We start from the raw sequence: 22,334 nt of genomic DNA on the forward strand, positions 1-22,334 counted from the left end.
GATGATTTAGCCCTTGCCTACTCCATCGGATCTTCGCCGAGGTAACTGACGAGGTGTTTGCGCAGCTCGGTGCGGGCGCGGAAGAGGAGGCTTTTCACGGCGGGGAGTGACATCTTCAGGATCTCGCAGATCTGCTCATAGGGCATCTCTTCGTGACGACGCAGGACCACGGCGAGACGCTGTTTTTCAGGAAGAGCGGCGATGGCTTTATCGAGAGCTTTTTCGAGCTCGTCCTGCTGGGTGATGTGGTCGGGGGCAGGGGAGGTGTGATCGGCAAACTGGCGCTGGAGGCCATCATCCTGCTCGCTGTCACCTTCGAGGGAGGTTTCTTTCCGGCGGCTGCGGCGGCGGGTCTCGTTGAAGACGAGGTTCCGCATGATGGTGAAGAGCCAGGTCGTGAACTTGGCCGTCGGCTCATAGCGCGGGGCGCTCTTCCACACGCGCAGAAACACCTGCTGGGCGATGTCATGCGCGTCATCAATGTTCCCGAGCATGCGCGCGGCTGTGCCGATCATGACACCCTGATGAAGCTCCACGAGCATCTCAAAGGCCTTCACATCGCCCTCTTTGACTCGCAGCATGAGGCGGACGCTCTCCAGATCGCATGACGAATCCTCCGTGTCAGCGGACACGGAGGGTGTGACGGAGGAGGGCCATTCCGGTTCCGGCATGACGGGTGTGGTGGGCAGGAGACCGGCGACGCTAGCGGCAATCATGCAGGCCTTCAACATCGGTCGTAGAAGACGGTTGCGGGGAAAGTTTGAATTGGAGGGATGAGGGATGGCCGGTCGTGAAATGGGGAGCGCGTTTGCCGGGGGAAGGGTGGGGTGGTGGTCATTAGGCGGAGAACAATGAGCAAGGGAAGCGGGGCGAGGGTGAGGCGGGGCTTCCCTCGGGAGGAGGGTAACAGAAGGGCCGAGAGGCGGTCCAAATGCACCGGGATCGCATCTTGCACCGGGGGGACCGCTGCGCTTATTGGGGGTCCAGTGACTTTTCGACACCCCAAAAACGACGTCTTCATCCCTGATAACACCGACCCCTGGACTGCGCTGCATCGCGTGACGCACCTGGGCATCGTTTCTCACCAGGATGACCTGGAGATCGCGGCCTACCACGGCATCACGGAGTGCTTTCACACGGCGGACAAATGGTTCGGTGGTGTGGTGGTGACGGACGGCGCTGGCAGCCCGCGCAAGGGGCCGTATGAAAACTACACGGACGAGGAGATGCAGAAGGTGCGTCTCACGGAGCAGCGCAAGGCGGCCTATGTGGGTGAGTACAGCGTCATGATCCAGCTTGGCTATCCGAGTGATGAGGTGAAGCGCGAGAACCGCCCGGGTGTCGTCGCGGACCTGAAGTTCATTTTGGAGCATGCGCAGCCGCAGATCCTGTATGTGCACAATCCCTGCGACCGTCATGACACGCATGTGGCGACCTTTCTGCGCTGTATCGAGGCCATCCGCGAGCTGCCGCCGGAGATGCGCCCGAAGAAGGTCTATGGCTGCGAGGTCTGGCGCAAGCTGGACTGGATGCTGACGGATGACAAGGTGATGCTCTGGGTGGACAAGTATCCGCATTTGTTGCGTCCTTTGTTAGGCGTGTTTGACAGCCAGATCAGCGGTGGCAAGCGCTATGACCTCGCTGAAGAAGGTCTGCGTCATGCGAACGCGACGTATTTTGACTCCCACACGACGGACAAGACCAGCCTGCTGACGTATGCGATGGATCTGACGCCGCTGGCCGAGGATGACAAGATCGACGTGGAAGAGTACACGCTGAACTATGTGCGCCGTCTGGAAAAGGATGTGGCGGATCGTATGAAGCGCTTCTTGTGATGCGGCTTGATGAGCGCCGGGCATCCGCGAGATGCCCGCGTGCGTTGAAGTCTTGTCGGCGGGGAAGTCTTCGCTAGATTGCGGTCGCGGTTTTGCTCTCGCTCTGTCTTTGTTTCTATCTCTCTATGCTTCGCTGTCTTGTTCCTCTCAGTGTCGCGCTTCTGGCGCTGTTGGGCACGGGGTGTGTGAATTCCGGACATGGTCCGGTGAGCGCGGGGACGATGCGGAAGCTGCAGGCGGGGACGATTTCGAAGGCGGAGTTTCAGAGCCGTCTGACGGGGCTGGACAAGGCCATCCGCGCTGACTTGCCGTCGCATCCTGTGACGGTGCCGTTTGTGCTGCGCTCGGGCACGCCGGTGATCCAGGCGACGGGACCGAAGGATGAGCCGATGGAGATGCTGCTGGACAGCGGCGCGGCGCGTCTGGTGATGGGCGCGCAGGATGCGGTGAAGGCCGGTGTGGCGACGATCGACTCACGGCAGGTGCAGGCGACGATGCTGGGTGTGGTGGGGAAGGAGCAGGGGCTGGTGGGGCTGCTTTCGCCGCTGCAGATCGGGGCGTGGAGCTTGCCGGCGTATCCGTGTTTTGTGCGGACGTTTGAGAATTTTGGCCAGGGTGTGCATTACCCGGCGAACATTCTGGGCTTTGATCTGCCGACGCGGTACTGCTCGTATCTGACGATCGATTACCGGACGAAGAAGGCGACGTTTGGGTTTCGTGAGGCGTTCCGGCCGAATTCGATGCTGAGGCGTTCGACGGCGCCGTTTCGCGTTCAGCAAGGCGTGGCGTTTATCAATCTGGAGTCGAAGGGGGTGAAGTGGTCGTGCCTCTTGGATACGGGTTCTTTTAATGGCATCGAGATCGATGAGACGATCGCGACGAAGCTGGGGGTGCAGGATCAGGGGAAGATTGTGGAGGGGCTGGTGCTGGTGGCGGTGGGTGGCACGGTGACGTCTGACAAGGCGCGGCTGCGCACGGTGACTCTGCCGGAGATCTCGCTGCTCGGCGGGAAGTACAAGCAGGCGGAGATTGATATCTCGCCGGGGCTGCCGCGGGTGGGGTCGTTCTTTCTGAAGGATTACCGCGTGACGTTTGATTTCAGGCAGAGACGGTTGTGGTTGGAGTGGTGAGAAGGCAGGGCTTGGCTCGTGAATGTAACGGGGCTTTTTTTGACAGGATTTACAGGATTCAGGATTAACAGGATTCCGGAAGGTCTTTTGGTTAGGTTTTGGGCTTTTGGGGGATCGGAGACGGAATTTGTGAGCGGTGTCTAGCGGACGCTCGTTCGGTCACCATCCAAGCCGTGGACAAGAGTGTCCACGCTCCTGTCCAAGGCCGTGACCATCACGGGAACCCAAACAAGAAAGGGGTTCGAATCTTGTTCATCTTATCATCCTGTTAATCCTGTCAAAATCACCCGCGAATAACCCCGGAGCTGGAGTGCACGCAAGACACCGAATTGAGGAACCGTTTGGTCTGCATGCCCAGCCAGACTTCTTCCCGTCGTTGTTTTCTTGCTCAGAGTTCATTGGCCGCTGCTGCCGGGACGCTGGGGTTTCCGGCGATCACTCGTGCGCGGTCGCCGAACTCGAAGTTGAACTTGGTGTTCATCGGGGTGGGGGGACGGGGGGCTTCGAATGTGCAGAGTTTGGTGGGGGTGCCGCTTTTGAGGGGGAAGGGTGCGAATGAGAAGACGAGCAGCGCGCCGATTCCGGAGCCGAGCGAGAATGTGGTGGCGATCTGTGATGTGAACGGGGAGAACCTGGACCGGGCGGCGGCGGCTTTCAAAGGGGCGAGGGCGTTCCGGGATTTCCGCAAGCTGTATGAGACGATCAAGGAGAGCGAGATAGACGGGGTGGTGGTGAGCACGACGGAGCACACGCATGCGTATGCCACCATGCCGGCGCTGAAGATGAAGAAGCCGGTGTATTGCGAGAAGCCGCTGACGCGGGATGTGGCGGAGGCGCGGCTGATCACGAAGGCGGCGGCGGACGCGGGTGTGGTGACGCAGATGGGCACGCAGATCCATGGCATGCCGAACTATCGCCGGGTGGTGGAGCTGATCCAGAGCGGGGCCATCGGCAAGGTCAGGGAGGCGCATGTGTGTGTGTCGCGCTCCTGGGGTTTGCAGAGCCAGGAGGAGGCGGAGAAGAACAAGGACATTGTCTTTGTGACGGAACGGCCGAAGGAGGAGCAGACTCCGCCGCCGTATCTGGATTGGGATCTTTGGTTAGGCCCGGCGCCGTATCGCCCGTACAACGAGGTTTATTTCCCGGGGCCGAAATGGTATCGCTGGTGGGATTTCGGCAATGGCACGATGTCTGATCTGGGCAGCCACTGGAACGACCTGCCGTTCTGGGCGCTGAAGCTGGACGCGCCGCTGAGCATCGAGGCCTTTGGGCCCGAGCCGCACCCGGAGATCGCCCCGGCGAACATGCATGCGGTGTATGAATACGGTCCGCGCGGGGAGATGCCCGCCTGCACGCTGCACTGGCACCAGGGCAGCAGCAAACCGGACGTGTGGAAGAACGATCCCCTCATCAGCCAGTGGGGCAGCGGTGTGCTCTTCATCGGTGACCAAGGCATGCTGCTCTCCGACTACAGCAAGCACGTCCTGCTGCCCGAAGCCCAGTTCAAGGATTTCCAACCGCCCAAGCCCTTCATCGCCGACAGCCCCGGCCAGCACGCCGAGTGGATCAACGCGATCAAGAATGGCACGCCGACGGCGAGCCCGTTCAGTTATGCCGGGCCGCTCAGTGAGGCGAACCATTTGGGGAATGTCGCGTTCCGTGCCGGTGGCAAGATCCTGTGGGATGCGAAGGCGATGAAGATCACGAACAATGAGGCTGCGAACCGGTTCTTGTCACGGGAGCCGAGGAAGGGGTGGAGTTTGTAAACCTATTCTCCAGTTACTCGACTATGTTGTTAGGGCTGCCTCGAGGAGTGCAAACTTGACAGGTCTCACCTCATTGGTTGCGGTATCCCGAGCGAGTTGACAAAGTGGTCCGGCATCCTCACGGAGGTATAAGAGTTGATTAGAAATCCATTCGCGAAATACGTGATCAGTCTGTACTGCTGGCGCTATCAATCCCGCTAGTGTGATCTGAGTGTCGAGATCGGCAACAACTTGCAACTTACCCAGAGTCAAATCTCTGCAGTCTCGATCTGTCTGTAGTCTTGAATTTATAGCCTGGAGGCCATCCCTAGCCTCGCCGAAATATGATTTTTTTAGTTTGGCCGGATAACGTTCGATATAGTCTGCCATCAGGGATGCGTTTGCCTTTAAAGCAAATAACCATGCGGTTACTGGTTCGGGCCCATCAATATAACGAGGCAAATTTTCGATTGCGTCAGCAATTCGATTTGAGTCAGGCCAACCCCTGCACAATGCCACCAAACCAACTTCTTGTATAAGTCCATCCTCTGCCACCAATGCTAACACTTGGCCTGCTGTCGCATCTCCAGGGAAATGATCGACCAAATAGGAAGCCATTGCATTATATGCACGAGTTTCCAACATCATCATCGATTGCCCCCTTCCTGACTGAAAGTGCTGGAGTCTAGTTAGGAACAGATCTCGGAGATTTGTGCTACGTCCATGCAGAATGATCAGAGCTTGCACATCTTCAAGGTCCAGATGGGTGGTATTCCTAACGGTTTCCTCAAGGGCGCTTGTTTGCTCAATGGCATGCTTTCCTTTTCCAGCTTTGGCCAACTCGCTGACAAGAACTGCTACATGACGAAATTTGGCCCAGATGTCAGGTATGTTTGTAACCAAAGAGTCCCAATGCTCTACAAGTGATGATACGAACTCCCAATTGTTCTGAGAGTTGGCAAAGGTGCTCAGTTCGAGCGGGCGTCCATTTTTTGGCTCTTTTGCTATCACATCAACACGTCCGAGTTCCAGTAAGGCGGCTATGGCCGCTTGTTGCCGTGCTTCTTCCAGTCCAAAACATTTAAGGTCTGACTCAAGCTCTGCTATAAAGTCGTGTGTAGGATATCCTGTGCGGATACATGAGCGGGCATAGGCGCGAGCTGCCACGGTTCTTGTTTCTCCCCTCGGCTCATGTCGATATTCACTTAGAATCGTGATGGCGCTTGCTATACCCCTTCGAGCCAAGGGATCAATAGCACGCACTAGCTCCAGCCTGAGATCCTCATGAACGGCTTGCATAGTCTTATCCAACATGGGACGTATCTCGGCATCGGTCGCATATACTTCATAGAGCGACGACAACATTATGTCGCTCGAATACATGTTGGATTTTGCCAATTGGCGAATCAAAGGTTTTTCGGGCCAAATTCCCAAAAGGGTTTTATGCCCGAGGCGCCAGTAATGACCCTCACTGTCATTTATAAGCCTAGTTTCAGCTATTAGCCAGATATCCGGTGTGTCGCGCCCCTCTGTCTCTACTAGAGCCTCCAAAGCCCGACAAGACTCGGAAGTATGTGATTGCCGGGCAATTTGTCGCAGCGCGTCGCTCAGATTGCTCTTTTCTTGAATGATAGTGGGAAGCCACTTTGCAGCTTCTGCGCGTCTCTTTTCATCGCGTATGTATTCGGCCAAGACGGCATGTATTTCCACGTCTTCCGACCCATACATATCGAATAGGGTAGAGATAATCCATGCGGGCATAGAGTGACCTTGACGTAGCCAGTCGAGCAAGGCTTGACGACACTTTAGCGTGCCTCCAAGTTTTGCAATTATAGCAGTCTCCATTGGGTTATGGCCCGTGCGATTCCTCTCGAGCCATTCCTCTGCGGGAGAAATTAGCAATCTGTGTCGGGTGAAGCCCGCGAGTAACGATTCATGTATATCGCTGAGAACAAGATCGAGGTCGTTTCTGCGATGCATCGACATCTGGGTTGCTAGCATCTGGGCTACCTCGTCATCGCCTGGACATCCGCTAACAAGATATTGTATTGCCAGCCGAGAAGGAATCGAGTCCGGGAACCCAACACGTCCAACCTGTCCTAATGCTTCACGTTTTAGTTCGAGATCGTGTGGCCACCCTGCCGACAGCGCACTTACTATATCCCTGCCCCAAGGCCAAAGCATGCTTTCTTGGCGACAGAAACCTATCAACGCCGAACGCACTTCCGAAGAACGTTCGCCACGGTGAAACTGAGCTAGCACTGCGACGTATCGGATTTCTAGTGCTTTAGCTTTACTTGCTGATTCCAAAACCGAGGGGAGTGCTGGATGTTCGGGCCACCCTCTAGCAAAGGCGTGCAAGGCGGATGCAAGCAAAGTTGCCTCGGCTCCTTCTTTGAGGATTGTGAGCAATTCGTCGGCTAATTGTGGCGCATTTGAAGCGCAACAAGCCAGAGCTTCGGCAATCCTACGATACTCATACCTACTGGTGCAGTTGTGCAATGCGATGCGCAAATTTGAAACCGTGTCAGGCATGGGATTCTCTGCGGCACTTGCCGGGGCCTCATTCATCCACTCGACACGGCCAGGAAACCACCTGCTCATCCGTGCCGCGACAAGATCACTTACATGCTCCGAAAGCAGGCCTCTTGCCATCTCCCTTATCAGTACAAGACGCAAAGGCATCCAACGGCCACATTCAATCCATGAGAACGCTTGGTTGACGAGCTCGCGCGCTTTTCTGCGGGAACAATTAATTTCTGCTACGGCAAGGCGCGTTAGTAAAATTTGTTGAGTAGGTTCGTCGATTTGATCTAACGGTGGTTTTAGAATCTCTTCAATTAGCCCGTCGACGTCATCCGGACGGTCTAACAACTGCATGAGAGATAGCGTCACTTCATGCCATGGTGTCCTCCTACCTGATTCTGCGCAGTATTCTCTTACTCGATCAAGAGGCAATCTAGACAGATACTTGGCAGCTAAGTACTCTTGAAAGATCCGGTGAACCAGCCCAACATGTTGTTCTTGCGGCGCTACCAATATCCCGAACTCATGTTGGCCTAATTCGAGAACACGATTCGACCATTCTTCTGCTTCGCCCGTAGGTAAATCGATTTCAGAGTGGAAATAGGCGCGAAGGAGTTCAATTGCCCGTTCATTCGACACGACCAGTGAGTTAGGCTCGTGATGAATGCGATATGCCAGATACTCGATCCCACGTCGAACTCGATTGGAGCGCAAAATGGACAGATCGGCTCGTTGCATTGCTGCTCTTGCTCGGCGATGCGGCTGATCATCCAACAGTGCTTTTACAAGTTCCTCGATAGCAGCCAGCCTGCTATTAGGAAGCACCCGTCCCATAAGGCGCAAATAGATCATTGCTGAGAGCAGTAACGGAACGCCTCCTAACTCGGATAAAGCAGGATCAGTGTATAAGTCGTCCGTAAACTCTGACGCGTCACGCGTTACTGCCGACTCCAATGCCACCATGGCAAGAGATCCTTCAGCTTGATGAAAATGCCTGAACCAGTAGGTGGCAAATTCTCGTTGCTGTGGGACCGTGAGGGGGAGAAGGCTCGCTCTCTTCCAATCAGGACCAAAATCACTGATGCGCTCAAATCCAAGCGGGCGACTCGTTGCGATAATTGGAAGGTGTCTAGTTTGAACATAGGCAGTCAAAGCAGTAAATGCCGACGCTGCTGCTTCTTGATTCTGCCACTCGTCGAGACCATCAACTAGAAGAATAAGGCGTTCGTCTGCTAACATTTCTTCAAGGAGCGATAGCACTTCACTCTTCGCTCCAAGAACACTTAGCCATGAATGGAGTGCGCCCTCAATGGAAGGGGCTGCGTTCTCGGCGAAATGATGAGTTAAGTATGCGAAAGGAAGTAACAGCGGTAGCCGATGCGCCCAAGATTTCGCAAGTGTGGGGAAACGAGTGCTGTCGCTCAGTAGTGCGTAGATCACGACCCGTAAAGCAGCGCTTTTCCCGAAGCCTGCACCACCAATTAATAGAAATCGATCACTCGCAGCTAAGCCTACGGATAATGAGACTGTGGTTCTTATTTCTCTTCTTTGGAATCGCGTGTGTATAGATGATCGAGCGCTTTCTTCAGTGCTGTCTTGTGATCGAGGTCTGCGGTCTTGTTCAACCACAGATTCAACAAGCTCGATAGATGGCTCAACATAGCGATCAAAGACTGCCACTGGCCTTACCGCCCCGCCGAAATGAGGATACGCCGCAGGAATACCACCATCAACGCTTTGAAAAAGAGTAGCATATAAAGTTAAAATGAAACGACGTGCGCTGATCCGATTTTCCCGATTGAGCTTACGCCCTGACAAGTTGTTTGCCGCTTGTGGCCCATTAAATGCATGAACCCAAGGTCGGTCGAAGAAATCGTCAACCAGATCAGGATGGTCTTTCAACATCAATGAAAGACGGTCCCTGTCTAAAGGCTCAAAAACGATGCCTCTATCTTTGCATCGTTTGTGCTGTCTTTCTATCTCCTCGGCTAGCTCCGTTGCGTTTAAGCTTGGAGCTACCGCAAGCCGGAAGCTCTTGCTCCTGCTTGCCCAATCTCCATCTAAAAACTTTGTGACGGCATCCTTGATGTTAGTTGCTGTAATTTCCCTGTATCGTTTGCATTGCCAAGTGCCATACCCGCCAGCCGAATCACGAACATATAGATCAATTCCTTCCTGTGCTTGGCCAGGCTCCCCATAGACTCTCGCGGCTTCTACATCGCCATCCCGATGTGCGAGTCGAAAGCAAAGACGCTCGAAGTTTTCCCAAGAAAGACTTCCAAAGGGAAGTGTTTGCTCCCGGGTTATGGTTGGTGGGGGAACCGGAGGGGATTCGACGTCGAACCATAGCTGAGCAGTGTCCATTCCAATCAACTAAGCGAAAATTCTGTTGGGGATCAAAGAAAGAATCGTATTCGCAGTCTCTTTGAGAAGATTCATCCATGCCCACCTCAGTCTTTTTCGCCGCCCTCTCATTGTCAGTCTTATCCCTCACCCACGCCGCTGACTGGCCGGAGTTTCGGGGGGCGGATGGGCAGGGGCATGCGACTGATGCGGCGGGTTTGCCGGTGGAGTGGAATCCGAATGTGAATCGGAACATTCTCTGGAAGGCGGCGTTGCCGGGGGTGGGGTGGTCGTCGCCGGTGGTGGTGGGTGACAAGATCTACCTGACCAGTGCGGTGCCGGTGGGGGGGCAGGAGCAGGCGGTGGTGGACCGGAGTTTGCGGGCGATGTGCGTGAGCGCGACGGACGGGAAGGTGATCTGGGACAAGGAGGTGTTTCCACAGTCGGCCGCGAAGGCGCCGAACATCCACCGGAAGAACAGTCATGCGAGCCCGACGCCGATCTTTGAAGATGGGAAGCTCTACGTTCACTTTGGCCACCAGGGGACGGCTTGCCTGAAGGCGGAGGATGGGAGCCAGGTGTGGACGAATCGCGAGCTGAGCTATGCGCCGGTGCATGGGGCTGGCGGAAGTCCGGTGCTGGTGGGTGACCTCTTGATCTATAGCTCTGACGGGCAGGCGGATCCGGTGGTGATCGCGCTGGAGAAGGCGACGGGGAAGGTGCGGTGGAAGTTTGACCGGGTGAGCGAGGCGAAGAAGAAGTTTTCGTTTTGCACGCCGCTGGTGATCGAGGTGGGCGGGAAGAAGCAGGTGATCACGCCGGGGAGCGGGGTGGTGAATGCGCTGGACCCGGTGACGGGCCAGGAGGTGTGGAAGGTGCGCTATGGCGAGGGCTACTCAGTGGTGCCGCGGCCGGTGTTTGCGCACGGGATGGTGTTCATCGCGACGGGGTATGACAAGCCGACGGTGCTGGGCATCAAGGTGGATGAGAAGAGCGCCGGCGATGTGACGGACACGCACGTGGTGTGGACGCTGGACAAGTTCGCCCCGCATAACCCGAGCATGGTGGTGGCGGGCGATGACTTGTTTATGGTGGCGGACAACGGGGTGCTTTCCTGTGTGGATGCGAAGAGCGGGACGGTGCACTACCAGGAGCGGTGCACGGGGCCGATCAGTGCGTCGATCCTGTCTGCGGACGGGAAGCTGTATCTGCAGGATGAGAAGGGCGTGGGGGTGGTGGTGAAGGCGGGGAAGACCTTTGAGGTGCTGGCGAAGAATGATCTGGCGGAGAAGAGCCTGGCGTCCTATGCGGTGGTGGGGAAGGATCTGCTTATTCGGACGGAGGGGCATCTTTGGAGGGTTGGTTCGCGGTAGGCGGTGGGCGGTGAGCGGTTGGCGGTTGGCGGTTGGCGGTTGGCGGTTCTCTGTTCTCGGTTTCCTGTTCTCCTGAGGTTTTTTCACAGGAGGTTGGGAGGTTGGAGCGGGGATTTTTTAACCGCTGATGGGACGCTGATGGGACGCTAATGGGAGCAATGAGTTTGACCACAGAGGACACGGAGGAGCACAGAGGGGGAACTGAGGAGGTTTTTGGCGGTGTCCAAAGGGGCCGCTTGGGTCCGTTGATTTGGGGGATGGGGTGGTGGAGATTGAGGGGATTATGAAGATGATTTTTTTACAGGAGAATTGGAGGTTTTGAGTGCTGGGGACTGGGGAGGGATGGCCGACGGAGACGGGAACCCGGGAGCCGTTTGCGGTTCCTCCTTCGCGGAACGCTTCGGAGGACAGGTGTTTACGGTGGTTTGAGAGGGAGGCTGAGCCGGGGGCGATCGGAGTGGATCCGACCTGATCGGGGTGGTGGAGACGAAAGGAACGGGGGGCGCATGGGACGCGCTTTCAGCGCTTGGCGCTGGGTGGGGGCCGGGAATCTAGGGCTTGACGCCCTAGGCTGGTATGGGGCGCGCCTTTGGCGCTGGGGAGGTCGATGGAGAGGGGCTAGATCCAGGTGGATCAAGGCGGATCGTGGTGGATTTGTGGAGGCGGGGCTTGGACTCAACTTTCGGAGAAAGTTGGCCACGCTGGCCGATCCAGGCTGATCAAGGTGGATCGCGTTGGATTTTAGTCTTGAGGGGCGCTGCGAGTGGGGACACTCGCGCTCCACGGGGAGATCCGGGTGGATCTGCCGAGGCTCGGTGGGCCAGAACGGGCTAAAGCCCGTGCTCCGAAGCTATCCGAGTGGATCCGACCTGCTCGGGGTTGGGGGGATGGCCGGGGGAGTTTGCGGAGGGGCTCCGCGCCGCCTTCGCCCGCAGACAAGTGGGGCCCGACGCATTCGTCCTTCGCAGTCTTGCTACGGAGAGCGGAGCAGGCCCCTACCGGGGGGCGATGGGGATGGCGGGCTTACGCCAGCCGTTACCAGAACGGGCTAAAGCCCGTGCTCCGAACCTATCCGAGTGGATCCGACCTGATCCGACTAGGACGGAGGGGAGGTGAGGGGGCTGGATCGAGGGTGAGGGATGTGGTTGGGGGCGGTGTCGCCTTTGCCGAGGCTCGGCAGGGCAGAACGGGCTAAAGCCCGTGCTCCGAAGCTATCCGAATGGATCCGACCTGATCGGGGTTGGGTTTTCATTCTGGGGAGGGCTGCGAGTGGGGACACTCGCGCTCCGCGGGGTGGGCATTCTGGTGAATGCGCCTAGCGAGAGCTTGCACTTCGGGGTTTTCCCCCGATGATCCGCGCCCCTTTTAGCACTTTTGTTTTTGCCATGATTCCTAACGATTATCGCTCCCTGCACTGCAACGCCATCCGCGCCGAACACATCGGCCAGAACGTCACGCTGAGTGGCTGGGTGAATTCGGCCCGTGACCACGGGGGGGTGATCTTTGTGGACCTGCGCGACCGCGAGGGCCTGACGCAGGTGGTTTTCCGCCCGGAAGAGAATGCGGATGTGGCGACGGCGAGTCATGAGCTGCGTGATGAGGATGTGATCCAGGTCACGGGCCGCGTGGAGAAGCGCCTGACGGGTACGGAAAACACCAAGCTCGGCACGGGCGAGGTGGAGGTGGTGTGCACGGTGCTGAAGGTGCTGAACAAGTCTGACGTGCTGCCTTTCCACCTGGACCGCGAGCTTTCCAACGAGGACATGCGGATGAAGTATCGCTACCTTGATCTGCGCCGCGAGCGCATGAACAAGAACATCCGCCAGCGTCACAAAATCACGACGGCGGCGCGCAACTATCTGGATGGAGAGGGCTTCATCGAGGTGGAGACGCCGATCCTCTCGAACCCGACGCCGGAAGGGGCGCGTGACTTCCTGGTGCCGGCGCGTCTGAGCCCGAGCAAGTTCTTTGCGCTGCCGCAGGCGCCGCAGCAGTACAAGCAGCTGCTGATGGTGGCGGGTCTGGAGCGCTACTTCCAGATCGCCCGCTGCTTCCGTGACGAGGACCTGCGCGCGGACCGCCAGCCGGAGTTCACGCAGATCGACATCGAGGCGAGCTTCATCCAGCAGAATGACATCATCAACCTGGTGGAAGGCCTACTCAAAAGCATGTTCAAGGCCGGACAGGGCGTGGACATTCCGCTGCCTTTCCAGCGCATGACCTATCAGGAGGCGATGGACCGCTATGGTGTGGACAAGCCTGACACGCGCTATGGCAACGAGATCGTGGACATGGCGGATGTGTTTGCTGCCAGCGGCTTCAAGATTTTCCGCACGACGCTGGAGAACGGCGGTGTGGTGCGCGCGATCAATGCGAAGGGTTTTGCCGGCATTACGACGGGTCAGATGATCCGCCTGAATGAGCTGGCGATCCAAGCTGGCATGAAGGTGAAGCAGCTGGCTTTCATCAAGGTGGAGCGCAACGCGGAAGGTGTGCTGGAGTACAAGAGCCCGCTGTGGAAGTTCTTTGGCGAAGAGGAGCAGAAGGCGCTGATCGCGAAGCTGGGTGTGGAGGAGAACGACATTGTCTTCTTCTATGCAGGCTCGTGGGATGATGCGTGCAACATCCTGGGCAAGGTGCGCACGGAGATCGCCACGATGATGGATCTGACGAAGGACAGCACGGCGCTGAACTTCCTGTGGGTGGTGGATTTCCCGCTGCTGGCGTATAGCCCTGAAGACCAGAGCTGGGTGGCGGTGCATCATCCGTTCACGCGTCCGAAAGCGGAAGACGTGCCGCTGCTGGATGCCGGTGAGTACGGCAAGGTGCGCGCTGAGGCGTATGACGTGGTGCTGAACGGCTATGAGCTGGGTGGTGGATCCATCCGAATCCATGAGAGCGACCTGCAGGCGAAGATGTTTGGCGTGCTGGGCGTGTCTCCTGAAGAGCAGCAGATCAAGTTCCGCCACATCCTGGAAGCCTTCAAGTTTGGCGCGCCTCCGCACGGTGGTCTGGCGCTGGGCCTGGACCGCATCGCGATGCTGGTGGCTGGTGAGAACAGCATCCGCGAGGTCATCGCCTTCCCGAAGAATAACAAAGCCTGTGACCTGATGACGGACTCGCCGACGAACGTGGAGTTCAAGCAGCTCCGCGAGCTGTATGTGCAGAGCACGTGGAAGGAAAAGAAGAAGGAGGACGCGGCTCCGGCGGCGGCTTCTGCTGCTTCGGTGGATCCAATTCCGACGGGGCCTTGATCGGTGATCGGTGATCGGTGATCGGTGATCGGTGATCGGTGATCGGTGATCGGTGATCGGTGATCGGTGGGCCTAACGAAATGTTTTTAATGGAGGCGGCGCGTGATGGATGTCATGCGCCGCTTTTTTTTGTGGGGTTCTTTAACCACGAAGCGGTACAAAGGGTTCCAAGGCATGAGGCGCGTGGTTGAATGAGATGATGTGGCTGGCTTGAGATACGGGACCCCGTTGGGGTCCGGACAAATGGGTATCGTGGACCGGTGGTCCCAGGGTAGGTTCGCTAAAGCTCACCAACCCTGGGCTATATTCCGGAAGCCCTTTGGGCTTCAAGACAGGAGGGACCGAGGCTATCAAACAACCTCAGGGAGATGAGTGTACCACATGCTTTGATAAGCCGTTAGCGGGGCATGGACATCAGTGACTATCAGTGGTTAGCCGATCTGGTTGCTTGGCATGGTTTGGCCAAACAACCGCCAACCATCGTCAACTACTGCCAACAACCGCAAACGGATTTCACTCCGCAGGCTGGTCGACTTTGCCGGGCTCGTCTTTTTCGAGGGGGAGCAACATGGACACTAGGGCGGCGGGGATGAAGAGGAAGCCGGCGTAGAGGAGGGCGGTGCGGAAGTCGCCGACTTCCTTGTCGACCTTCACGTAGATGCCGAAGTAGACGGTGCCGGCGGCGGCGACGATGCGGCCGATATTATAGCAGAAGCCGGAGCCGGTGGTGCGCAGGAGCACGGGGAAGAGGGGCGGCAGGCACATGGTGAAGAGGCCAAACACGCCCTGGCAGGCGCCGATGACGGCGAATTGAAGCTTGGTGGTCTCCCAATCCCAAGGGCGTGAGAAGGAGATGTACATGATGCCGAAGTAGGCGAGCATCATGAGCACGATGGCTTTGCGATAGCCCATGAGCTTCGCGAGGGCGCCGGCGATGTAGTTGCCGATGAGGCTGCCGAGCATGATCCACAAGAGGGCGGTGACGATGGCGCTGTCTTTGCCCTCTTTGGAGAGCGAGGAGATCTCGGGCAGGCTGAGGACGTGCTTTTGCTGCCAGAAGAGGAAGGTCCAGTGGGCGGTGAGGGAGACGGCGCAGATGATGAGCACTCGCCACGTGGTGCTGCGGACTTCGGGGCCGAAGAGATCACTGATGCGGGGCACGGGCTGGCCTTCGCGGGCTTTTTCCCACTCATCGGTTTCAGGGACGGCCTTGCGGATCCAGAGGGTGATGAAGGCTGGCAGCACGCCGATGAGGAAGATGTAGCGCGGCTCGCGGCCGGCGAGCATGAAGCCCGCGAAGCAGGCGAGCAGCACGCCGCAGTTCACGGCGGACTGGAGGGTGGCGGCGATCCATGGGCGCCACTTTTTAGGCCAGGTTTCTGAGAGCAGGGAAGCGCCGACGGCCCACTCGCCACCGATGCCGAGGGCGGCGAGGAAGCGGAAGATCATGAGGTGCCACCAGGTCTGCGCAAAGAAAGAGAGGCCGGTGAAGCAGGCGTAGGTGAGGATGGTGAGGGTGAGCGTGCGGCTGCGGCCCAGGAGATCTCCCACACGGCCGAAGAAGGCGCCGCCGAGTGCCCAGCCGACGAGGAAGGCGGCCTGGATGATGGAGCCGTGCTGGCCGACGGCGGGATCGCTCTCCGGCAGGGCCATGAGCTGGGCCACGAAGGCGGTGGCCACCAGGGTGTAGAGATGCATGTCCAGGCCATCAAACAGCCAGCCGAGCCAGGCGGCGATGCCGGAGCGGACTTGGTGGGGCGAGAGATCGCGCAGGCGTGTGATGTCTGGGGTCGGGGCAGGGCTGCTCATGGGAGGGCGCGAGATTGGGACAAGCTGGGGTGGTTTGGCAAGTGCTGAGAATACATCTGAGAAAGGGGCTGCTTTCTCAATCCGGCGAGACATTAGGGCAGGCTTTCAAGGAATGTGTCAGCCTCATTCAACGCTCCTATAGACAACGGGGTCTGTGTCGGCTACAAACCGCGCCTTCATGGTTCTGAATTCACGCTTTCATCCCCTTTTCCTTGCTGCCGCGCTCTGGCTGACTGCCATGGTGGGGGCACAGGCGCAGTGGCTGATTTATGAGCTGACCTTCACGCCGGAGAAGGATTCGGTGAACTTCAGCAGTTATAAGAGCGCCTACCTTGTGGCTCCGGCCAATGGTGGTGCGGCGACGATGGTGCTGACCACGGATGATGGCGGTCGCTATTTCGCCGTGGCGGACAGTGGTGCGAAGTTTTTCCTGGCGGCGAATGCCACGCAGAGGAAGGCAGCTTTCTCCGCGCTGGCGATTTCTGGCAATGCGCAGGCTCTTTACACAGCCTCTGGAAATCTGAACCGCTCGCTGCTGCTGGATGTGGCAGAGACCGGTGGGCAAAAGGTGCTGCGTGTGGCCGAGACGCTGCATGGTCGCCTGATGGCCGCAGATGATGAATCTGACAAAGGACCTGCCAGTGATGGATCGATCGGCATGATCGGCAGCGCGGTGATCAAAGGCACGCTGCGTGAGGATCTGACAAGCATCGCGACGCGGCATTTTACCTCGCAGACTCTGGCTGTGTCCTATGTGGTGGAGCTTCTGGAAAAGTATGGTTATGCGCCGGATGAAGGTTCCGCGCCCATGAAGCTCGAGGTCGAGACCATCCAGGAAGATGGGTCGATCATCGACGCCAGTCTTTTCCCGCCTGAGGCACTGCCGAAGGCTCCGTGAACCCGCGATGAAAAACATCCGCCAAGCTATTGTCCAGTGTCTGGAATCCTCCGGCGGCGCAGGTATTCCGCTGCCCTCAGCCACGCCGAGCTCATCCGTGGTGAGCCAGTTGCTGGACCTGGGCAGCATTGATGAGGAGAGCTTTCTTTCGCAGCTCGCCGTGCGCATGGGCATGGGCTTTGTGTCCAATCCGATCCCGGATTCCGCTGATGCCCCGGAGATGAAGCGCCTGCTGCCACCGCGAGTGGCTTTGCGGCATCGTTTGTTGCCGCTCAAGATCCTTCAAGAAGAGGGCTCAGAGACGAAGAAGCTGCTGGTGGCCGGGTATGATCCTTTTGATCTCATCGCCCATCAGGCGATCGCCCGCGAGGTGGATGCGCCCGTGCGCATGGAGATCGCTCCGCGCAAGCGTCTGCTGAATGCCATGCGTGACTTTTATGGTGTTGGCGCGGACACCTTTGAAGAGCTGTTAAAAGGTCGTGATGTCGATGGTGCCGACCTGGAGCAGCGAGATGAGGCGAACATCATCGATGCCGATGACGAAGAAGCCTCCGTGGTGAAGTTTGTGAACACGGTGATTCGTGAGGCGCTGGAACAGCACGCGACGGATATTCACGTGGAGCCGATGGAGGACAAACTGCGCATGCGCTACCGCATCGACGGTCGTCTGCGTGAGGTGCCTGTGCCGGAGAACATCAAGCAGCTCCAGCAGTCCGTGATCGCTCGTCTGAAGGTGATGGCGAAGCTCGACATCGCCGAGCGCCGGCTTCCTCAAGATGGTCGTATCAACCTGCAGATCGCGGGGCAGTTCATCGACGTCCGTGTCGCGACGATCCCGAGTGTGGAAGGTGAGAGCGTGAGCCTTCGTTTGCTCGGCCAGGAGAAGTTCAATCTCGACAAGCTCCGCATTGAGCCAGATCTGCGCAGCGAGGTGGAGGCCCTGCTGAAGAAGCCGAACGGCATCATCCTCGTCACCGGTCCCACGGGTTCCGGTAAATCGACGACGCTTTATACTTTCCTCAGCCAGCTGAATACCGAGCACCGGCGCATTGTGACCATCGAGGATCCGGTGGAAAACAAGCTGCCGGGCGTGGTTCAAATCGCAGTTAGGCCGGAGATCAATCTGAGTTTCGCCACGGGTTTGCGCTCCATTCTCCGTGGTGACCCGAACGTCGTGATGATCGGGGAAATGCGAGATCTGGAGACGGCGGAAATCGCCATTCGAGCCGCGCTGACCGGTCACTTGGTGTTCAGCACGCTGCACACGAATGATGCGCTCGGCGGCATTATGCGTCTGATCGACATGGGCGTGGAGCCTTTCCTGGTTTCCAGCTCCGTGCGTGCCTTCATCGCCCAGCGCCTCGTGCGTGTGCTTTGCAATGAATGCCGTGAGCGTGATACCGATGCTGAAACACGTCTGCGCGAGCTGCAATACACCCAGCCGCTGGGGCTGCACATCGTCTACCGTGCCAAGGAAGGCGGCTGCGAAGCCTGCCGTCACACAGGTTATCGCGGACGTATGTCCATCTATGAATTGGTGCGCCTCACTCCGCCGATGGGCGAGCTCATCACGCATAAAGCCAGCAGCGCGCAGCTTTATCAGCAAGCGTATAAAGATGGCTACCGCCCCATGCGAGAATATGGGGTGCGCAAGATCCTGGCGGGCCTCACCTCCATTGATGAAGTCATCAGCGTGACGGTGGCGGAGTCAGAGCAGTGATTTGATGAAGGTTTCCCGCTCGCGGGACGAGAAGGAGAAGAATTGGAATGTTTGCTTGGTGTGTGTGCTGCCAAGCGCAAACATCCCCGCGCACCATTGAAGGCACTGCGGGGATGTGACTGTCTTTAACCACACAACTCGACTGAAGGAACCATCAGCCCGAGAAATTGTTTGCTTGTTTGTATTGCCGTTGGTTAGGCCGCGCGGGCTTTGCCACGAGTCTTTTTGGCGACTTCCAGCGGCTTCGGCTGCAGGGTTGGGCGGAAGGCTTCGCCAAAGAGATACTGGCGGGCGCTTTCCACCTGGCCGAGCACGCGGGCGTGCCACTTGGTGAAGTCTTTGCCGAGAGATTCCTGGAGTTCGGCATCCAGGAGGACATCGGAGAGCTCGAGATGGCGGGCGTGCAGTTCGTGCTCGACCTGGAACCCCACTTCGGGAATGTGGAGCTCCACGGCTTCGAACATGTCCATGACACGCGCGGCGTAGCTGCTGTCCCAGACCTTGTCGTCGTCCTCATAGCTGCTCGTGATGAGGTGGGCGATGAGGTACTCGGCGTGGTCGGAGTAGATTTCGGCGGACTCGATCACGGAGTCAAAGCTCTCGCTTTCACTCGTGACGGGCAGCACGACGGAGAGGCTCACGCCTGCTTCCTCGAGCACCACGTCGAGGCCGTGGTTGGAGTAAAATTTGCCGAAGAAGTCCCCCTGGCCAGTAGTTACCTCGAGGACAGTGATCGGACTCTCATCCAGCATTTCCAAGAAGGAGCGCGGGGTAAGACGGCTGGCATCGAGGAGGGTCTCGACGTCTTCGCAGTCGGTTTCCTCCACCAGGGTCTTGAGCTGGTGGTGGACGCCAAAGCGATTGAGGTAATGGCTGAAGCAGCGGGCAAGAGTGCTCTTGCCCGTTGAAGGGTAGTCATTCAGGAGGAGGATGAGCTTCTTCATAATCGTGGTTCGAATTTATTTCGAATTTCACGAATATTTTATAAATTATAGTTAATATAGCAAGAATAAATTTCACAAACCTGAAATTTTTAGAATATTTGAATGTTTGGGCTTGGCCCGGACGCTCTCCCCAGGGCCTCCAAGAGTGGAACGGACGGAAGTGAGCGGATGCTCGTCCCGGGCTGCGTGTGGGAAAGAGCCGCCATCGCGCGCCTCATCACCCGAACGTGGAAAAACCAGCCTCTTGAGCGCCTGCCAATGCTCGCCAGCGTATGCCACTCGATGCTCACCCCCCTTGATCTCAAATTGCTGCGTGATCTCGGGCGTATGAAGGGGCAGGTGGTGGCTGTGTCATTGGTCATGGCCTGCGGTCTGGCGATGATGATCATGACCCGCAGCCTGATCCTGACGCTCGAGGGCACGCGGGATGCCTACTACCAGACCTACCGCATGGCGGACGTGTTTGGGATGATGAAGCGCGCGCCACTTTCTCTAAAGCCTCGCCTGGCAGCTATCCCAGGGGTGGCGGAGCTGGAAACCCGAGTGGTTCGTGATGCCGTGCTGGATCTGCCGGGAGTGCTGGAGCCCTGCACCGGGCATCTCGTTTCCTTGCCGGAAGACGGAGGCACGCCGCTGCTGAACCAGATTTACCTTCGGCGCGGTCGCATGCCTCAGGTGGACTCCAGACGTGAGGCTGTTGTCAGCGAAGCCTTTGCGGAAGCCAACAAACTGCAGCTCGGCGACTCCGTGACCGCCATCATCAATGGCCGTCGGGACCAGCTGCTCATCTGCGGCATCGGCCTCTCTCCCGAATTCGTTTTTGAAGCCCGACCAGGGGAGACCCTGCCTGACAACAAACGCTTCGGCGTCTTCTGGATGAACTACCGCGCCCTTGCCGTGGCCTATAACATGGATGGTGCGTTCAACGACTTTGCCGTCGATCTCTCTCCCGGGGCCGAGCCAGGCCCGGTGCTGGAGGAAATGGACCGCCTGCTGGCCGTCTACGGTGCGACCGGGGCCTACACACGCTCTGACCATGCCAGCGCCCAGCGTCTGGATGATGAACTGGAAGTACTGAATGCGCTCTCCGTGGCCTATCCCGTGGTGTTTCTGAGTGTCGCCGCCTTCATGGTAAATGCTGTGCTCGCTCGTCTCGTGCGTTTGCAGCGGGAGCAGATCGCCCAGCTCAAGGCGCTGGGGTATTCATCGTGGCAGGTGGGGCGTCATTATCTAGGCTTCGCTTTCGTGATTGTGGTGATCGGATCCATTCTGGGCGGCTTGGCGGGCCGCTTTATGGGCGGGGGATTGCTGGCGATGTATCGGCTGTTCTTCCGCTTCCCCCGGCTGGAGTTCACCCTGGACTACTCCGCTGTCGGACTGGCGCTTTTGGTCAGCACCGTAGCCTCCATGATCGGTGTGCTCAGCGTGGTTTGGATGGCGGTGAACCTGCCGCCAGCCGAGGCCATGCGCCCGGAACCTCCGGCCAGCTTCAAGCCCAGTCTGCTGGAGCGCGCAGGCCTCACCAACTGGATGTCACCCTCCATGCGCATGGCATTGCGCAATATCGAGCGCCGTCCCTGGCAGTCCGCCTTCACCGTGCTCGGCTTGGCGCTGGCCACCGGCCTCATGGTGCTGCCGGGGAGCATGGCGGACAGTATTGACTACCTTCTCACCTACCAGTGGAATGACTCGCAGCGGCAGGATGTCGTCGCCATCCTCATCGAACCTGGTTCGGGCGAGGCCTTGCATGATCTCGAGCACCTCCCCGGCGTGATCTATGCCGAGCCCATCCGCTCTGTGCAGGTGCGCCTGCGTCATGCGCAGCGTGAGAAGAAGCTCGCCATCACAGGTCTGCCGAAGGGCAGTGATCTCTTCCGTCTCCTGGATGCGCAGCAGCGCAGTGTGTCGCTTCCTGAGGAGGGCATCGTCATGTCCCAGGCCTTGGCGGAAAAGCTCGGCCTGCGTGTGGGGGAGAGTGTCCAGGTGGCCGTGCTGGAAGGTCAGCGGCCCACGTTGCACATCCCTCTGCGCGGCGTGATCGAGGACTTCTCCGGCGTGTCCGCCTTCATGGACATCGACGCACTCCGTCGTGTGATGAAGGAAGGCGCTTCCGTGAGCGGCGCCTACCTAACTATTGATGAAACACGCTGGGAAGACTTCATGAAGAAGGTGAAGGACACGCCTCGTCTGGCCGCCACCTTGGTGAAAAAGGACCAGCTTCGCGCCTTCCGCACCACCACGGGCGAGAGCATCGGCATCCTGCGCAAGCTCTACCTCACGCTCGCCGTCATCGTCGCCTTCGGCGTCGTGTACAACAGCGCGCGCATTGCCCTGAGCGAACGTAGCCGCGACCTCGCCACCCTTCGTGTCGTGGGTTTCACCCAGCGCGAGGTCGCCGGCGTGCTGCTGGGAGAACTAACCTTGCTTCTCGTCACAGCACTGCCCTTGGGCTTGGTCTTTGGCAAAGGTCTCGTCACCTGGATCATCACCAAAGTCCGCACCGAAACCGTGCGCCTCCCGCTGATCATCAGTGACCAGACCTATGCCATCGCTGTGATCGTCGTCAGCGGCGCCGCCGTCGCCTGCTTCCTGCTCGTTGGCCGCATGCTCCGGAAGCTCGACATGGTCGGTGTGCTGAAAGCGAGAGATTGAAGAGGTGTCGGACGCTCTCGGTGGTGCGAAACCTCACGTTGGAGTGCAGGCTTTAGCCGCATCTGGGAGACGTGGAGTCCAAGCATCGGCTAAAGCCTGCACTCC

12 protein-coding genes are annotated in these 22,334 nt (G+C 58.2%); 8 read left to right on the plus strand and 4 right to left on the minus strand.

All coding sequences use genetic code 11. The annotated features are described in order from the left end of the window. Nucleotides 1-17 precede the first annotated feature (17 nt). Complete coding sequence (locus tag BGE01nite_RS08460) at nt 18-716, minus strand: RNA polymerase sigma factor (protein ID WP_246145684.1); 699 nt, start codon at nt 714-716, stop codon at nt 18-20. A 270-nt stretch (nt 717-986) separates the two neighbouring features. Here BGE01nite_RS08460 and BGE01nite_RS08465 point away from each other — a divergent pair, with 270 nt between their 5' ends. From BGE01nite_RS08465 to BGE01nite_RS08475, 3 genes are all read left to right on the plus strand, one after another. Then, complete coding sequence (locus BGE01nite_RS08465; protein ID WP_146850004.1) at nt 987-1,835, plus strand: PIG-L deacetylase family protein; 849 nt, start codon at nt 987-989, stop codon at nt 1,833-1,835. A gap of 125 nt (nt 1,836-1,960) precedes the next feature. Continuing rightward, nucleotides 1,961-2,965, plus strand: a complete 1,005-nt coding sequence (locus tag BGE01nite_RS08470; RefSeq protein ID WP_146850005.1) for an aspartyl protease family protein — start codon at nt 1,961-1,963, stop codon at nt 2,963-2,965. Nucleotides 2,966-3,492: 527 nt separating this feature from the next. After that, the gene (locus BGE01nite_RS08475; protein ID WP_218032937.1) at nt 3,493-4,731 is read left to right on the plus strand and encodes a Gfo/Idh/MocA family protein; all 1,239 of its coding nucleotides are present in this window, start codon (nt 3,493-3,495) and stop codon (nt 4,729-4,731) included. 21 nt (nt 4,732-4,752) lie between these two features. Here BGE01nite_RS08475 and BGE01nite_RS08480 read toward each other — a convergent pair whose 3' ends face one another. Further along, nucleotides 4,753-9,600, minus strand: coding sequence for an NACHT domain-containing protein (locus tag BGE01nite_RS08480; protein ID WP_146850007.1), 4,848 nt, complete (start codon nt 9,598-9,600; stop codon nt 4,753-4,755). A gap of 77 nt (nt 9,601-9,677) precedes the next feature. On the opposite strand from BGE01nite_RS08480, the gene BGE01nite_RS08485 reads away from it, so the two are divergent. Both BGE01nite_RS08485 and aspS read left to right on the plus strand, forming a co-directional pair. Next, entirely contained in the window at nt 9,678-10,952 is a 1,275-nt protein-coding gene (locus BGE01nite_RS08485) for a PQQ-like beta-propeller repeat protein (RefSeq protein WP_146850008.1), read from the plus strand. A gap of 1,385 nt (nt 10,953-12,337) precedes the next feature. Continuing rightward, the gene (gene aspS, locus BGE01nite_RS08490) at nt 12,338-14,206 is read left to right on the plus strand and encodes an aspartate--tRNA ligase (RefSeq protein WP_146850009.1); all 1,869 of its coding nucleotides are present in this window, start codon (nt 12,338-12,340) and stop codon (nt 14,204-14,206) included. A gap of 513 nt (nt 14,207-14,719) precedes the next feature. On the opposite strand, the gene BGE01nite_RS08495 is transcribed toward aspS, so the two are convergent. Beyond that, on the minus strand, nt 14,720-16,015 hold the full coding sequence (locus tag BGE01nite_RS08495; protein ID WP_146850010.1) for an MFS transporter: 1,296 nt from the start codon (nt 16,013-16,015) through the stop codon (nt 14,720-14,722). Between the two features lie 178 nt (nt 16,016-16,193). Here BGE01nite_RS08495 and BGE01nite_RS08500 point away from each other — a divergent pair, with 178 nt between their 5' ends. Together BGE01nite_RS08500 and BGE01nite_RS08505 are read left to right on the plus strand one after the other, a co-directional pair. Beyond that, on the plus strand, nt 16,194-16,913 hold the full coding sequence (locus BGE01nite_RS08500; RefSeq protein ID WP_146850011.1) for a hypothetical protein: 720 nt from the start codon (nt 16,194-16,196) through the stop codon (nt 16,911-16,913). Nucleotides 16,914-16,920: 7 nt separating this feature from the next. Continuing rightward, nucleotides 16,921-18,633: a GspE/PulE family protein gene (locus BGE01nite_RS08505; protein WP_146850012.1), complete on the plus strand. Its 1,713-nt coding sequence runs from the start codon at nt 16,921-16,923 to the stop codon at nt 18,631-18,633. A gap of 194 nt (nt 18,634-18,827) precedes the next feature. On the opposite strand, the gene BGE01nite_RS08510 is transcribed toward BGE01nite_RS08505, so the two are convergent. Beyond that, nucleotides 18,828-19,577: a hypothetical protein gene (locus BGE01nite_RS08510; RefSeq protein ID WP_146850013.1), complete on the minus strand. Its 750-nt coding sequence runs from the start codon at nt 19,575-19,577 to the stop codon at nt 18,828-18,830. A 282-nt stretch (nt 19,578-19,859) separates the two neighbouring features. Here BGE01nite_RS08510 and BGE01nite_RS08515 point away from each other — a divergent pair, with 282 nt between their 5' ends. Further along, a complete protein-coding gene (locus BGE01nite_RS08515) occupies nt 19,860-22,229 on the plus strand; it encodes an ABC transporter permease (protein WP_146850014.1) in 2,370 nt (789 codons plus the stop codon). Nucleotides 22,230-22,334 lie beyond the last annotated feature (105 nt).

It is taken from the genome of Prosthecobacter gellanilyticus (genome assembly GCF_007992435.1).
In the GTDB taxonomy this organism is placed as follows: Bacteria; Verrucomicrobiota; Verrucomicrobiia; order Verrucomicrobiales; family Verrucomicrobiaceae; genus Prosthecobacter; species Prosthecobacter gellanilyticus.

Coding starts and splice junctions, on each gene's coding strand:
- BGE01nite_RS08485 (WP_146850008.1), top strand. CDS start 9,678: ATGCCCACCTCAGTCTTTTTCGCCGCCCTCTCATTGTCAGTCTTATCC.
- BGE01nite_RS08505 (WP_146850012.1), top strand. CDS start 16,921: ATGAAAAACATCCGCCAAGCTATTGTCCAGTGTCTGGAATCCTCCGGC.
- BGE01nite_RS08510 (WP_146850013.1), bottom strand. CDS start 19,577: ATGAAGAAGCTCATCCTCCTCCTGAATGACTACCCTTCAACGGGCAAG.
- BGE01nite_RS08470 (WP_146850005.1), top strand. CDS start 1,961: ATGCTTCGCTGTCTTGTTCCTCTCAGTGTCGCGCTTCTGGCGCTGTTG.
- BGE01nite_RS08515 (WP_146850014.1), top strand. CDS start 19,860: ATGCTCACCCCCCTTGATCTCAAATTGCTGCGTGATCTCGGGCGTATG.
- BGE01nite_RS08500 (WP_146850011.1), top strand. CDS start 16,194: ATGGTTCTGAATTCACGCTTTCATCCCCTTTTCCTTGCTGCCGCGCTC.
- BGE01nite_RS08460 (WP_246145684.1), bottom strand. CDS start 716: ATGATTGCCGCTAGCGTCGCCGGTCTCCTGCCCACCACACCCGTCATG.
- aspS (WP_146850009.1), top strand. CDS start 12,338: ATGATTCCTAACGATTATCGCTCCCTGCACTGCAACGCCATCCGCGCC.
- BGE01nite_RS08495 (WP_146850010.1), bottom strand. CDS start 16,015: ATGAGCAGCCCTGCCCCGACCCCAGACATCACACGCCTGCGCGATCTC.
- BGE01nite_RS08480 (WP_146850007.1), bottom strand. CDS start 9,600: ATGGACACTGCTCAGCTATGGTTCGACGTCGAATCCCCTCCGGTTCCC.